We start from the raw sequence: 13433 nt of genomic DNA, 5'->3' as shown, positions 1-13433 counted from the left end.
CATGGCCAAGCAAACCCCCGTCCAGGACGACAGCCCGGGGATCGAGCGGTTCGAGACCCTGCCCCGCAAGATCCTGACCGTCTGGCTGCCGCTGTTCGTGTTCTGCTTCGTGCTGCTGTTCCCGTTCTACTGGATGGCCATCACCTCGGTGAAGCCGAACCACCAGCTGACCAACTATCGCGACTACAGCCCGTTCTGGGTGGTGCAGCCGACGCTGGACCACATCCGCTACCTGCTGTTCGAGACCAGCTATCCGCGCTGGCTGTGGAACACGATCATCGTGGCGGTGGCCTCGACCTTCATCTCGCTGCTGGCCTCGGTGTTCGCGGCCTATGCGATCGAGCGGCTGCGGTTCCGCGGCTCGCGGGTGACGGGGCTGCTGATCTTCCTGGCCTATCTGGTGCCGCCGTCGATCCTGTTCATCCCGCTGGCGTTCATCGTCTATCAGGTCGGGATCTTCGATTCCCGGCTGGCGCTGATCCTGACCTATCCGACCTTCCTGATCCCGTTCTGCACCTGGCTGCTGATGGGGTATTTCCGCTCGATCCCCTACGAGCTCGAGGAATCGGCGCTGGTCGACGGCGCCACGCGCTGGCAGATCCTGACCCGGATCGTGCTGCCGCTGGCGGTGCCGGGGCTGATCTCGGCGGGGATCTTTGCCTTCACCCTGTCCTGGAACGAGTTCATCTATGCGCTGACCTTCATCTCCAGCTCGGAAAACAAGACCATCCCGGTGGGGGTGCTGACCGAGCTGGTGCGCGGCGACATCTACGAATGGGGGGCGCTGATGTCGGGGGCGCTGCTGGGCTCGCTGCCGGTGGTGATCCTGTATTCGTTCTTCGTGGATTATTACGTCAGCTCGATGACCGGGGCGGTCAAGGAATAGCCGCCGGGGCCAGGATCGCCACATCGAGCGCCAGCACCCCCGCCAGCCCCTGCCGCACCGCGGCCGGGGCTGCGCGCAGGTCGATCAGGTCCAGCCGCGCCAACCCGCCCCCGTCTTCAAGCAGCAGCGCCAGATGGGCCAGCGCCCCCGGCGCCGCGCCCTCCGCCAGCCGTGTCCGGCGGACGCTGGCGCGCAGCGGCCGGCGCACCATCACGTTGAAATCCAGCAGCGCCGGGCCGGCCAGCACCGCCGCGGCCGGGACGTCGCCGGGAAAGGCGAAGGGGTCGGACCCCGCATCCAGATGCCGGGCCTCGCCCGCGACGGTCAGCTCCATCGCACCACCCTCGATCACGGTCAGCACCCGGTCCACCCCGGGAAAGCCGGAAAACGGCCCCGACTGCGCCACGATGGCGGTGCTGATCCGCCAGTCGAAATCGTCGAAACCCGCACCCGCGGGCGATACGGCGATTTCCGCGGTCTCGCCGCCGCCGTTCTTCCACGGCCGGAACTGCCGCGCGCTTGCCGGGTAATGCCAGACCGTCATTCGATCGCCCTTTGCGTGGTCACCACATGGCCGGGCGGATAGGCCACCCGCACCGAGGTCACCGGCCCCAGATCGTTCCACGTGGAGCGGTGCAGGACCAGCAGCGCCTGCCCGACCTGCGTCTGCAACAGCCGCGCATCGCGGCGGCTGGCGTTCTCGGCGGAAAAGCTCATCTCGGCGCGCAGATAGGGGGTGTTGCGCACCAGCCATTCGTTGGCGTTCAGCTGCAAGAAATCCGCGCGTTCCAGCCCGCGCACCGCCTCGGGGTTCAGCCAGCGGTCCTCGAGCTGAAAGGGCCGGCCGTCGCCGTAATGCAGCGCGCGCATGTGGATCAGCGGCGTGCCGGGGGCGATGCCCAGCCGTGCGGCGATATCCTCGGGGACCGGGGTGCGGCGCTGCGCGACGACGCGGTGGCTATAGGCCATGCCGGCCTGTTCCACCTGCTCGCGCACGATGGAAATCGCGAATGTGGCCTTGCGCACCGGGTCCACCGCCACCCTTGTCCCGGCACGGCGGCGGCGGTCCAGCAGCCCTTCGTCCGCCAGCCGCTGCAACGCCTTGTTGACGGTCGAGCGGGCGGCGTCGAACTCGACCGCCAGATCGGCCTCGTCGGGGATGCGCTGGCCCTGCCGCCATTCGCGCTCGACGATGCGGCGGCGGACCTCGGTCTCGATCGCCTGCGCCTTGGACGGAATGCGTGTGCGCGCGTCGTTCACAACCTGTCCTGCAACCGCCTGATACAGGCCATATAATCGGCGGCAATCCGGTCGCGCGCAATATGGCGCCCGCCGGTGACCACATGGCGCCCCGCGGCCCAGACATCCGAGGCAAGCCCGTCGCCGCCCGCAAACACCAGACTGTCCAGCGCCGCGTCGCCGCGCCGCCCGACCATCACGGGGTTGTCCATGCCCACCGCCAGCAGGTCGCCCCACAAGCCGGGGGCAATCGCGCCGGTCGCGCGCCCTGCGGCCGAGGCGCCGCCGTCCAGCCCCGCCTCATACAGCACCCGCCCGGTCGAGCGCCCGGGTTCCGCCAGGATCGCCCGGCCCCGGTCGCGCAGGCGATGGCTGTATTCCAGCCCGCGCAGTTCCTCGGCCAGGCTGATGCGGATGTTGCTGTCCGAGCCGAACCCCAGCCGCCCGCCGGCCTTACGCCAGATTGTGCCGTTGAAGATGCCGTCGCCCAGACTGGCCTCGGTGATCGGGCACAGGCCGGCGACCGCGCCGGTGGCGGCAAGGCGGCGGGTCTCGTCCTCGGTCATGTGGGTCAGGTGGATCAGCGTCCAGCGCCGGTCAGGGTCGGCATGGTCCAGCAACCATTCGACCGGGCGCTGGCCGGTGGCGGCCCGGACCTCTTCGATCTCGGGGATCTGCTCGGCCAGATGCATGTGCAGCGGGCGATCGGGGCGCAGCCCGGCGCAAAGCGCCAGCCCCTCGGGCGACACCGCACGCAGCGAATGCGGCGCCACGCCGATGCCGGCATCGGGCGGCAGCGCCGCCAGCGCCGATTCCGAGGCGTCCAGCAGCCGCGCGAACTCGTCCGGGGTGGTGCCGAAGCGGACCTGCCCCGGCCCCAGCGGCCGGCGGTCCAGTCCGCCGAACTGGTAATGCACCGGCAGCAGCGTCAGCCCGATGCCGGTCCGCTGCGCCGCCGCCACGATGCGCGCGGCCATCTCGGCCGGATCGTCATAGGCAGCGCCGCCCGGCTGGTGGTGCAGATAGTGAAACTCGACATTGGTGGCATAGCCGGCCTCGAGCATCTCCATCTGCACCAGCGCGGCGATGGCTTCGACGTCCTCGGGGGTCAGGTGGTCCAGAAAGCGGAACATGATCTGCCGCCAGGTCCAGAAACTGTCGCTGGGCTGGTCGCCGCGCGATTCCGACAGCCCGGCCATGGCGCGCTGAAAGGCGTGGGAATGCAGGTTCGCCATCGCCGGCAGCAGCAGCCCGACCCGCTCTCCCTGCGGCGCGGTGCCCGCGCTGACACTGGCGATGCGGCCGTCCGCGCCCAGTTCGACCCGCACCCCATCGGCCCAGCCCCGGGGCAACAGCGCCTGTTCGGCCCAGATCACGGTCATCGCATCCTCCATCCCATCCAAGACAGGTTCACACATAACATCGAAATAAGTTTGGACATAGAAGAAATTCAACACTAGACATATTCGAGAGGAACACCCCAGAACCCGAGTGGAGGAGCACGCCGCCATGCAGATTCTGCGCAACGCCGCCGTGGTGGAGATGGATGCCGATTCAACGGGTTACCGGCTGGTCCCCGGCCAAAGCATCGCCATTTCCGACGGGCTGATCGCCTGGGTCGGGGCTGATTCGGACCTGCCCGACGATTATGCCGGCGCGCCCTCGACCGACCTCGGCGGGCGGGTGGTCACCCCGGGGCTGGTCGACTGCCACACCCATATCGTGTTCGGCGGCGACCGCGCCCGCGAGTTCGAGATGCGGCTGGAAGGCGCCAGCTACGAGGAAATCGCCCGCGCCGGCGGCGGCATCCTGTCCAGCGTCCGCGACACCCGCGCCGCGGACGAGGAAACCCTGCTGTCCCGCGCCCTGCCCCGCGTCGATCACCTGCTGGCCGAGGGCGTCACCACGCTGGAAATCAAGTCCGGCTACGGGCTGGACGTGGACACCGAGCTGAAGATGCTGCGCGTCGCCCGCGAGATCGGCCGCCAGCGCCCGGTGAATGTGATCACGACCTGGCTGGCCGCCCATGCCCTGCCCCCCGAATACGGCGACCGCCGCGCCGCCTATATCTCCGACGTGGTGATCGCCGGGATGGAGCGTGCGCACGCCGAAGGACTGATCGACGCGGTGGACGGGTTCTGCGAAGGCATCGCCTTTTCGGTCGCGGAGATGGAGCAGGTCTTCGACCACGCCGCAAGGCTGGGGCTGAAGATCAAGCTGCACGCCGAGCAGCTGTCCGACCTTGGCGGCGCCGCGATGGCCGCCCGCCGCGACGCGATCTCGGCCGATCATCTGGAATATCTGGGGCAGGACGGCATCGACGCGATGGCCGAACACGGCACCGTCGCGGTGCTGCTGCCCGGCGCCTATTACACGCTGCGCGAAACCCAGCTGCCGCCCGTGCAGGGCCTGCGCGATGCGGGCGTGCCGATCGCGCTGGCGACCGACTGCAACCCCGGCACCTCGCCGCTGACCTCGATCCTGCTGACCATGAACATGGGCGCGACGCTGTTTCGCATGACCCCGGCCGAATGCCTGCGCGGGGTCACGCTGAACGCCGCCCGCGCGCTTGGCCTGTCCGACCGCGGCCGCGTTGCCCCCGGCCTGCGCGCCGATCTGGCGGTCTGGGACATCGCCCACCCGGCCGAGCTGTCCTATCGCGTCGGCTTCAACCCGCTTCACGCCCGCATCCTCGGAGGCACGCATGTCTGATGAACTGATCCTCACCCCCGGCACCGTCACGCTGGCCGAGCTCGAGCGTGTGTGGCGCGAGGGGCTGGCCGTGCGCCTGGCCGACAGCGCCCGCGCCGGCATCGAGGAATCGGCCGCCCGCATCGCCGCCGCCGCGCAGGGCGACGAGCCCGTCTATGGGGTGAACACCGGCTTCGGCAAGCTCGCCTCGATCAAGATCGCGGCCGAGGATACCGCAACCCTGCAACGCAACCTGATCCTGTCGCATTGCTGCGGCGTGGGCGAGGCCGTTGCACCGGAAACGGTCCGCCTGATCATGGCGCTGAAGCTGCTGTCGCTGGGGCGCGGCGCCTCGGGCGTGCGGCCGGTGGTGGTCGCTCTGCTGGAGGCGATGCTGGCGCGCGGCGTGCTGCCGGTGATCCCGGCGCAGGGCTCGGTCGGCGCCTCGGGCGATCTGGCGCCGCTGGCGCATATGGCCGCCGCCATGCTGGGCGAAGGCCGCGCGCATCATCAGGGGGTCGAGATGCCCGCCGCCGATGCACTGGCCGCCGCCGGGCTGTCGCCGCTGGTGCTGGCCGCGAAAGAGGGGCTGGCGCTGATCAACGGCACCCAGGTCTCGACCGCCTTTGCGCTGGAGGGGCTGTTCATGGCCCGGCGCGCGGCGCTGAATGCGCTGGTGTCCTCGTCGCTGTCCACCGACGCGATCATGGGCTCGACCGCGCCTTTCCTGTCGGAAATCCACGAGCTGCGCGGCCATCGCGGCCAGATCGCGGCGGCCGCCGCCATCCGCGCGCTGATGGACGGCTCGGAAATCCGCGAAAGCCACCGCGTGGGCGACACCCGTGTGCAGGACCCCTATTGCATCCGTTGCCAGCCGCAGGTGACCGGCGCCTGCCTCGACCTGCTGGCGCAGGCCGGCCGCACGCTGGAAATCGAATCCAACGCCGCCACCGACAACCCGCTGGTGCTGGTCGGCGCCGACCGCATCGTCTCGGGCGGGAACTTCCATGCCGAGCCGGTGGCCTTTGCCGCCGACCAGATCGCGCTGGCCATCGCCGAGATCGGCGCGATTTCCCAGCGCCGCATCGCGCTGATGGTGGACCCGGCGCTGTCCCACGACCTGCCGCCGTTCCTGACCCCCGATCCCGGGCTGAACAGCGGGCTGATGATCGCCGAGGTCACCTCGGCCGCGCTGATGAGCGAGAACAAGCACCTCGCCAACCCGTGCTCGACCGATTCGACGCCCACCAGCGCCAATCAGGAGGACCACGTGTCCATGGCCGCCCATGGCGCGCGTCGCCTGCGCAGGATGTGCGACAACCTGACCCAGATCATCGGGATCGAGGTGCTGTGCGCCGCCGCCGGGGTCGAGTTCCGGGCGCCGCTGAAGACCTCGGATCCGTTGCAGGCGGTGCTGGCGCGGCTGCGCGACGCGATCCCGCCGCTGGGGCAGGACCGCTACATGGCGGGCGATCTGGCCGAGGTGGCGGAACTGGTCCGCTCGGGCGCGCTGCTGGCGGCCCTGCCCGAGGGGATCATGGAGGACGTGGCATGACCCCGGTCGAGGTCACAAGCGGCGACAGCCCGGTCATCCTGGGCCTGCCCCATACCGGCACCTTCCTGCCCGACGAGATCATGGCGCGGCTGAACGACCGCGGCCGGATGCTGGCCGACACCGACTGGCATATCGAGCGGCTGTATGACGGGCTGCTGCCGGGCGCGACCACGGTGCGCGCCACCTTCCACCGCTATGTCATCGACGCCAACCGCGGCCCGGACGACGCGAGCCTTTACCCCGGGCAGAACACCACCGGGCTGGTGCCGCTGACCGATTTCGACGGGCATCCGATCTGGACGCAGGAACCCTCGGCCGACGAGATCGAGGACCGCAAGACCCGTTTCCACGCCCCCTATCACGCCGCACTGGCCGCCGAGATCGAGCGGGTGCGGGCAAAACACGGGGTCGCGATCCTTTACGACTGCCACTCGATCCGCTCGGTGATCCCGTTCCTGTTCGAGGGCGTGCTGCCCGATTTCAACATCGGCACCGCCGGGGGCACCACCTGCGCCCCCGCCATCGAGACTGCCGCGCAAGAGGTTGCAGCCGCAACGGGTCGCCCTTGGGTGCTGAACGGGCGCTTCAAGGGCGGCTGGACGACGCGGCATTACGGCCAGCCGACGCAGGGCGTCCACGCCATCCAGATGGAGCTGGCGCAATCCACCCATCTGGCGACCGAAGCCCCGCCCTTTGCCTATGACGAGGCCAAGGCCGAGGCGCTGCGCGCGCCCCTGCGCAAGATCCTGACGCGAATCGAGGCGCTGGCGGAAGGGCTGAAACCATGAAGCCGCTGCAGGGCATCAAGGTTCTGGACCTGACCCGGGTGCTGGCCGGGCCCTATTGCACGGCGCTGCTGGCCGATCTGGGCGCCGAGATCATCAAGCTGGAACCGCCCCACGGCGACGATTACCGCCATATCGGCCCGTTCAAGGACGGCGAAAGCGCCCTGTTCACCCTGAACAACCGCGGCAAGCAAAGCCTTGTGCTGGACCTCAAGGCCCCCGCCGATCTGGCGCTGGCGCAGGATATCGCCGCCCGTGTCGACGTGGTGGTGGAAAACTTCCGCCCCGGCGTGGCCGCGCGGCTGGGACTTGGGGCCGACGCCCTGCGCGCCGCCAATCCGCGGCTGATCTATTGCTCGATTTCCGGCTTCGGGCAGGACGGGCCGTTCCGCGACCTGCCGGCCTATGATCTGGTGGTGCAGGCCATGTCGGGGCTGATGGCCGGGACTGGCGAGGAAGGCAGCGGGCCGCTGAAGACCGGCGAAAGCATCGCCGACCTGCTGGCCGGGCTGTTCGCCAGCTGGGGGATCATGGCGGCGCTGGTCAACCGCGACCGCACCGGCGCAGGCGCCACGCTGGACGTGGCGATGTATGACGCGCTGTTTTCCATGCTGACCACCAGCCACGCGCTGCATCTTTACGCGGGGCAGCTGCCGGCGCGGGTCGGCAACCGCCACCCACTGTCCACGCCCTTCGGCTGTTTCGCGACCAGCGACGGGCAGGTGGTGATCGCGGTGCTGAACCCGCGGCAATTCGCGACTCTGGCGACGCTGATCGGCGCGCCCGAGGCCGCCGACGACCCGCGTTTCGCCACCGACGAGACCCGCACCGAAAATGAACCGGCGCTGAAGGCGCTGATCGAGGCGTGGTCGCGGAACCTGACCACCGAGGACGCCATCGCGGCGCTGTCCGGCGCCGGGCTGCCGGCAGCCCCGATCTGGGACATCGCGCAGGCAGCCGGGAACCGCCACGCCACCGCGCGCGGGCTGGTCACGCCGCTGCCCCACCCCGTGCTGGGTCAGGCCCCCACCGTCGGGCAACCGGTGCGTTTCGACGGGGAAAAGCCGGTGTCCGCCACCGCCGCCCCGCAACTGGGCGCCGACCGCGCCAGCATTCTGCGCGAACTGGGACTGGAGACCATCGCATGAGCGACGACTGGCACATGCTGGCCGAGGAAGAACGGCTGTTCTGCGACCTGCTGGAACGTATCTGCGCCGAGCAGATCGCCCCGAAGGCCGCCGAGACCGATGCCACCGGCGCATTCGTCCACGACCAGCTGCAGGTGCTGGCCGAGGCCGGGATGATGGGCGCGAACCTGCCCGAGGAATACGGCGGGTCCGGCATTTCCGCGCCGGCGCTGCTGCGGGCGGTGTCAATCGTGGCGGGGGCCTGCGGGTCCACCGCCTCGGCGATGACCGCGCATTATCTGGCCACCGACTCGATCCTGCTGGGCGGGACCGAGGCGCAGAAACAGCACTGGCTGCCCAAGGCCGCCACCGGCGAGGCGCTTGGGGCGTTTGCCCTGACCGAGCCCACCGCAGGCTCGGACCCCGCCGACATGAAGACCCGCGCGCGGCGCGTCGATGGCGGCTGGCACCTCAAGGGCTCGAAATGCTTCATCTCGAACGGGGGTGTCGCGGATTTTCTGGTGGTCTATGCGGTCACCGACCCCGACAAGGGGCACCGCGGGATTTCGGCGTTCATCCTGCCCAAGGGCACGCCGGGGTTCGAGGCCGGGGCGCCTGAAAAGACCATGGGGCTGAAGGGCGGCCATGTGTTCACGCTGGCGCTGGACTGCCACCTGCCCGAGGACGCGCTGCTGGGCGAGGAAGGCCGCGGCTTCCGCACCGCCATGCAGGTTCTGGACAACGGCCGCATCGAGGTCGCCGCCCAGTGCCTGGGGCTGGCGCGGGCGGCGATGGAATCCGCCATCGCCTATGCCAAGGACCGGGTGATCGGCGGGCAGGCGCTGGCCCAGCGTCAAGGGATCGCGTGGATGATCGCCGACATGGGCGTGGCGTTCCGTTCCGCCCTGCTGCTGGCGCAGGACGCCGCCCGCCAGCGTGACGCGGCGCACGAGACCGGGGCGCGGTTCTCGCTGGCGTCCAGCATGGCCAAGCTCGCGGCATCCGAGTCCGCCGGCCGCATCGCCGACACCGCGCTGCAGCTGCATGGCGGCTATGGCTACACCAGCGACTTTCCCGTCGAGCGCATCAACCGCGACCTGCGGATCATGCGGATCTACGAAGGATCCAGCGAGATCCAGCGCATCATCATTTCCGGCAACATGCTGGCCTGATCGGAGACGAACATGGACAAACCCACCGCCAACCCGCGCCACAACGCGCGCGACATCTACCCCGCCACCGGCACCGAGATCACCGCGAAATCCTGGCTGACCGAGGCGCCGCTGCGGATGCTGATGAACAACCTGCATCCCGACGTGGCCGAGAACCCGCATGAGCTGGTGGTCTATGGCGGCATCGGCCGCGCCGCCCGGACGTGGAAGGACTTCGACCTGATCGTGGACAGCCTGCGGGGGCTGGAATCCGACCAGACGCTGCTGGTGCAGTCGGGCAAGCCGGTCGGCGTGTTCCAGACCCACAAGGACGCGCCCCGGGTGCTGATCGCGAACTCGAACCTTGTCCCCCACTGGGCGAACTGGGACCATTTCAACGAGCTCGATAAGAAGGGTCTGGCGATGTACGGCCAGATGACCGCGGGCTCGTGGATCTATATCGGCTCGCAGGGCATCGTTCAGGGCACTTACGAAACCTTCGTCGAGGCCGGGCGCCAGCATTACGGCGGCGACCTGACCGGCAAATGGGTGCTGACCGCCGGGCTGGGCGGCATGGGCGGCGCGCAGCCGCTGGCCGCGGTGATGGCCGGGGCCTGCTGCCTTGCGGTCGAGTGCGACGAGACCCGCGCCGATTTCCGCCTGCGCACCCGCTATGTCGATGAAAAGACGCATTCGCTGGACGAGGCGCTGGAGATGATCGACCGCTGGACCAAGGCGGGCGAGGCGAAGTCCGTGGCGCTGATCGGCAACGCCGCCGAGGTGTTCCCGGAACTGGTCAAGCGCGGCGTGCGCCCCGATATCGTCACCGACCAGACCAGCGCCCACGACCCGGTGCACGGCTATCTGCCGCTGGGCTGGACCGTCGCCGAATGGCGCGCGCGGCAGGAAACCGAGCCCAAGGCCGTGGCACAAGCCGCCCGTAGGTCGATGCGCATCCAGGTCGAGGCGATGGTGGCCTTCCACGACGCCGGTATCCCGACCGTCGATTATGGCAACAACATCCGCCAGATGGCGCTTGAGGAAGGGTTCGAGCGCGCCTTTGCCTTCCCCGGCTTCGTGCCCGCCTATATCCGGCCGCTGTTCTGCAAGGGCATCGGCCCGTTCCGCTGGGCGGCGCTGTCGGGCGACCCGGAAGACATCCTGAAGACCGACCAGAAGGTCAAGGAACTGATCCCCGACGACAAGCACCTGCACAACTGGCTGGACATGGCGCGCGAGCGCATCAGCTTCCAGGGCCTGCCGGCGCGGATCTGCTGGGTGGGTCTGGGCGACCGCCACCGGCTGGGGCTGGCCTTCAACGAAATGGTCCGCAATGGCGAGCTGAAGGCCCCGATCGTGATCGGCCGCGACCACCTCGACTCGGGCTCGGTCGCCTCGCCCAACCGGGAAACCGAGGCGATGCAGGACGGCTCGGACGCGGTCAGCGACTGGCCGCTGCTGAACGCGCTGCTGAACACGGCGTCCGGCGCGACCTGGGTGTCGCTGCACCACGGCGGCGGCGTCGGCATGGGATTTTCCCAGCATTCGGGCATGGTGATCTGCTGCGACGGCACGGAAGATGCCGACCGTCGCCTTGCCCGTGTGCTGTGGAACGACCCTGCAACCGGCGTGATGCGTCACGCCGACGCGGGCTATCAGATCGCGCTGGATTGCGCCCGCGAACACGGGCTGAACCTGCCCGCGATCCTTTGACATGCGCCCGCGCCGCTGTTTACCGGCGGCGCGGCTTGCGCCAGACTGCGCCGGCGATCATCGCCGGTTCTTACACAGGGAGAGGAACACCATGACACTGACCAAATCGATCAAGGCCGCGCTGCTTGGCCTGACCGCGCTGACCCTTGCCGTCCCGGCGATGGCCGACCAGCTGGCCGACGTGAAGGCCGCGGGCAAGATCGTCACCGCCACCGACATGCACTATGCGCCCTTCGACATGATCGTGAACGGCGAATACCAGGGCATGACCAAGGACCTGTTCGACGGCGTCACTGCCGAGCTTGGGGTCGAGCCGGTCTATCAGGACATCCCGTGGACGGCCGAGCTGCCGGGCCTCGAGGTCGGCAAGTTCGACATCGTGATCGCCCCCGTGACCATCACCCCCGAGCGGCTGGAGCGCTACACCTTCACCATCCCGATCGCCGACGCCACCGTGTCGCTGATCAAGCCGGCCGGGTCGGATCTGGTCAAGCCCGAGGACATCGCCGGCAAGACCGTCGGCGTCCAGCAGGGCACCGCGCAGTTCAAGCAGCTGCAGGCGTTCGGCGACAGCCTGGGCGGCGTGACCGTCAAGGAATACGGCACCAACGACGAAGCCTTTGCCGATCTGGCCGCCGGGCGGCTGGACGCGGTGGCGGCCTCGATGCCCAACGCCACCACGCTGGTGAAGGCCCGCCCCGAGCAGTTCGCGCTGTTCGAGCCGGCCCAGTTCGGCGAGCCGACCTATTTCGCCTGGGTGCTGCGCCCCGGCGACGACAGCGCCAGCCTGGCCGAGGCGATCAACGCCGCCCTGCTGAAGATGACCGACGACGGCCGCGTCAAGGACATCCAGGAAAAATGGCTGGGCGCCTACACGGAACTGCCCCGCGAAGTGCCGAAGAACTGATCGGCCCACGGATCAGGCGCGGGCGGGGGCACCATCCCCCGCCCGCACCCCCAACCGCGGCGAGGAACGATGTTTTCCCTATCGAGCTTTCTTGACGCCTTCTGGCCGCTGACGATGGCCGCGCGCTATACGTTGCTGGTCTCGGGCCTCGGCATCGCGCTGGGGCTGGTGATCGGCGCCTTCGTCTGCGTGCTGGCGCTGTCGAAATCGCGCGTCTGGCGCACCGTGGCCGCCGTCTGGGTCAGCTATCTGCGCGGCGTGCCGATGCTGGTGCAGCTGCTGGTGGTGTTCTTCCTGCTGCCGGTGATCGGGATCGACGTGCCCGCCATCGTGGGGGCGGTTGTGACGACCGCCATCGTCGCCTCGGCCTATATCTCGGAAATCTGGCGTGGCGCGATCATGGCGCTGCCCAAGGGCCAGACCGAGGCCGCCATCGCCATCGGGATGCGCCCCCGCGACAGCTGGACCCGCATCATCCTGCCGCAGGCCGTCGCCCTGTCGATCCCGCAGCTGATCAACGAGCTGATCCTGCTGGTCAAGGCGTCCTCGCTGGTCTCGGTCGTGGGGGTGATGGAGATCACCCGCGCCAGCCAGGCGCAGGCCGGCGTGACCTTCCGCCCGCTCGAGGCGTATCTGGCCGCGGCGTGCCTGTACCTGGCGATCAACCTCTGCCTGGCGGCGCTGGGGCGCTGGCTCGAACACAGGATGGCCGTGTGATGGACCTGTCGATCTTTACCGAATACGGGCCGCGGCTGCTGGCGGGGTTCCGCCTGACCATCATCTGCTGGCTGCTGGGCACGGTGTTCGGCGCAGCCCTGGGGCTGCTGATCGCGGTGGCGCAGCGCTATGGCGGCCGCAGCGTCCGCTGGGCCCTGCAGACCTATATCGAGCTGATCCGCGGCACGCCGTTCCTGGTGCAGCTATTCCTGCTGTATTACGGCGGCCCGATGATCGGGCTGCGGCTGGACCCGCTGCCCGCCGGGCTGCTGGGCCTGACCATCTACGGCAGCCCCTATTTCGCGGAAATCTTCCGCTCGGCGTTCCGCGCCGTGCCCCCCGGGCTGATCGAGGCCGGCCGCGCCATCGGCATGACCGAGCTGGCCATCGTGCGCCGCATCCTGCTGCCGGTCGGGCTGGTGTCGGCGCTGCCGGCGCTGATCAATTTCTCGATCATCCTGACCAAGGAAACCGTGATCCTGTCGATCATCACCGTGCCCGAAATCATGTATCAGACCCAATACATGGCCACGATGACCTTCACCTTCCTCGAGGGGTATTTCACGCTGGCGCTGTTCTTCTGGGCCTTCGTCGAGGTCATCTCGCGCCTTGGCCGCCGGCTGGAACGCCGCATCACCCGCCACCTGATCGAAAGGACCTGA

At 69.0% G+C, this 13433-nt stretch carries 13 protein-coding genes; 10 read left to right on the top strand and 3 right to left on the bottom strand.

Annotated elements, in window-relative coordinates; genetic code table 11:
• The first annotated feature begins 1 nt into the window (after position 1).
• Positions 2-886, top strand: a complete 885-nt coding sequence (locus tag BUB57_RS08475; RefSeq protein ID WP_073065225.1) for a carbohydrate ABC transporter permease — start codon at positions 2-4, stop codon at positions 884-886.
• Here the strand turns inward: BUB57_RS08475 and BUB57_RS08470 are convergent.
• Genes BUB57_RS08470 through BUB57_RS08460 form a run of 3 tightly spaced genes read right to left on the bottom strand, consistent with a single transcriptional unit; the run spans position 876 to position 3507 of the window.
• Positions 876-1430 carry a HutD/Ves family protein gene (locus BUB57_RS08470; protein WP_073065221.1) on the bottom strand — a complete coding sequence of 185 codons (555 nt, stop codon included), beginning with the start codon at positions 1428-1430 and terminating at the stop codon, positions 876-878. The genes BUB57_RS08475 and BUB57_RS08470 overlap by 11 nt on opposite strands.
• Positions 1427-2146, bottom strand: a complete 720-nt coding sequence (locus tag BUB57_RS08465; RefSeq protein ID WP_073065218.1) for a GntR family transcriptional regulator — start codon at positions 2144-2146, stop codon at positions 1427-1429. Before BUB57_RS08465 ends, BUB57_RS08470 begins: the two co-directional genes overlap by 4 nt.
• Positions 2143-3507, bottom strand: coding sequence for a formimidoylglutamate deiminase (locus tag BUB57_RS08460; protein ID WP_073065590.1), 1365 nt, complete (start codon positions 3505-3507; stop codon positions 2143-2145). The genes BUB57_RS08465 and BUB57_RS08460 overlap by 4 nt, the downstream gene beginning before the upstream one ends.
• A 127-nt stretch (positions 3508-3634) precedes the next feature.
• Here BUB57_RS08460 and hutI point away from each other — a divergent pair, with 127 nt between their 5' ends.
• The 9 genes from hutI to BUB57_RS08415 all read left to right on the top strand — a co-directional run bounded on the left by hutI (position 3635) and on the right by BUB57_RS08415 (position 13433).
• Positions 3635-4837, top strand: coding sequence for an imidazolonepropionase (gene hutI / locus BUB57_RS08455; protein WP_073065587.1), 1203 nt, complete (start codon positions 3635-3637; stop codon positions 4835-4837).
• Positions 4830-6371, top strand: coding sequence for a histidine ammonia-lyase (gene hutH, locus BUB57_RS08450; RefSeq protein ID WP_073065214.1), 1542 nt, complete (start codon positions 4830-4832; stop codon positions 6369-6371). Before hutI ends, hutH begins: the two co-directional genes overlap by 8 nt.
• The gene (gene hutG, locus BUB57_RS08445) at positions 6368-7159 is read left to right on the top strand and encodes an N-formylglutamate deformylase (RefSeq protein WP_073065209.1); all 792 of its coding nucleotides are present in this window, start codon (positions 6368-6370) and stop codon (positions 7157-7159) included. Before hutH ends, hutG begins: the two co-directional genes overlap by 4 nt.
• Positions 7156-8304, top strand: a complete 1149-nt coding sequence (locus tag BUB57_RS08440; protein WP_073065206.1) for a CaiB/BaiF CoA transferase family protein — start codon at positions 7156-7158, stop codon at positions 8302-8304. Before hutG ends, BUB57_RS08440 begins: the two co-directional genes overlap by 4 nt.
• Entirely contained in the window at positions 8301-9455 is a 1155-nt protein-coding gene (locus BUB57_RS08435) for an acyl-CoA dehydrogenase family protein (RefSeq protein ID WP_073065203.1), read from the top strand. The genes BUB57_RS08440 and BUB57_RS08435 overlap by 4 nt, the downstream gene beginning before the upstream one ends.
• A gap of 12 nt (positions 9456-9467) precedes the next feature.
• The gene (gene hutU / locus BUB57_RS08430) at positions 9468-11147 is read left to right on the top strand and encodes a urocanate hydratase (RefSeq protein ID WP_073065200.1); all 1680 of its coding nucleotides are present in this window, start codon (positions 9468-9470) and stop codon (positions 11145-11147) included.
• A 91-nt stretch (positions 11148-11238) separates the two neighbouring features.
• A complete protein-coding gene (locus tag BUB57_RS08425) occupies positions 11239-12054 on the top strand; it encodes a transporter substrate-binding domain-containing protein (RefSeq protein WP_073065197.1) in 816 nt (271 codons plus the stop codon).
• A gap of 69 nt (positions 12055-12123) precedes the next feature.
• Positions 12124-12771 (top strand): amino acid ABC transporter permease, encoded by a 648-nt coding sequence (locus BUB57_RS08420; RefSeq protein ID WP_073065194.1) that lies wholly within the window; start codon positions 12124-12126, stop codon positions 12769-12771.
• Positions 12771-13433, top strand: a complete 663-nt coding sequence (locus BUB57_RS08415) for an amino acid ABC transporter permease (RefSeq protein WP_073065190.1) — start codon at positions 12771-12773, stop codon at positions 13431-13433. The genes BUB57_RS08420 and BUB57_RS08415 overlap by 1 nt, the downstream gene beginning before the upstream one ends.

This window comes from Paracoccus solventivorans (assembly GCF_900142875.1).
GTDB classification, from domain to species: domain Bacteria; phylum Pseudomonadota; class Alphaproteobacteria; order Rhodobacterales; family Rhodobacteraceae; genus Paracoccus; species Paracoccus solventivorans.
Note: the sequence above shows the minus strand (reverse complement) of the source record. Positions and strands in the feature narration are given on the sequence as shown.

Coding starts and splice junctions, on each gene's coding strand:
- BUB57_RS08415 (WP_073065190.1), top strand. CDS start 12,771: ATGGACCTGTCGATCTTTACCGAATACGGGCCGCGGCTGCTGGCGGGG.
- BUB57_RS08420 (WP_073065194.1), top strand. CDS start 12,124: ATGTTTTCCCTATCGAGCTTTCTTGACGCCTTCTGGCCGCTGACGATG.
- BUB57_RS08425 (WP_073065197.1), top strand. CDS start 11,239: ATGACACTGACCAAATCGATCAAGGCCGCGCTGCTTGGCCTGACCGCG.
- BUB57_RS08475 (WP_073065225.1), top strand. CDS start 2: ATGGCCAAGCAAACCCCCGTCCAGGACGACAGCCCGGGGATCGAGCGG.
- BUB57_RS08440 (WP_073065206.1), top strand. CDS start 7,156: ATGAAGCCGCTGCAGGGCATCAAGGTTCTGGACCTGACCCGGGTGCTG.
- hutU (WP_073065200.1), top strand. CDS start 9,468: ATGGACAAACCCACCGCCAACCCGCGCCACAACGCGCGCGACATCTAC.
- BUB57_RS08460 (WP_073065590.1), bottom strand. CDS start 3,507: ATGACCGTGATCTGGGCCGAACAGGCGCTGTTGCCCCGGGGCTGGGCC.
- hutI (WP_073065587.1), top strand. CDS start 3,635: ATGCAGATTCTGCGCAACGCCGCCGTGGTGGAGATGGATGCCGATTCA.
- hutG (WP_073065209.1), top strand. CDS start 6,368: ATGACCCCGGTCGAGGTCACAAGCGGCGACAGCCCGGTCATCCTGGGC.
- BUB57_RS08470 (WP_073065221.1), bottom strand. CDS start 1,430: ATGACGGTCTGGCATTACCCGGCAAGCGCGCGGCAGTTCCGGCCGTGG.
- BUB57_RS08435 (WP_073065203.1), top strand. CDS start 8,301: ATGAGCGACGACTGGCACATGCTGGCCGAGGAAGAACGGCTGTTCTGC.
- hutH (WP_073065214.1), top strand. CDS start 4,830: ATGTCTGATGAACTGATCCTCACCCCCGGCACCGTCACGCTGGCCGAG.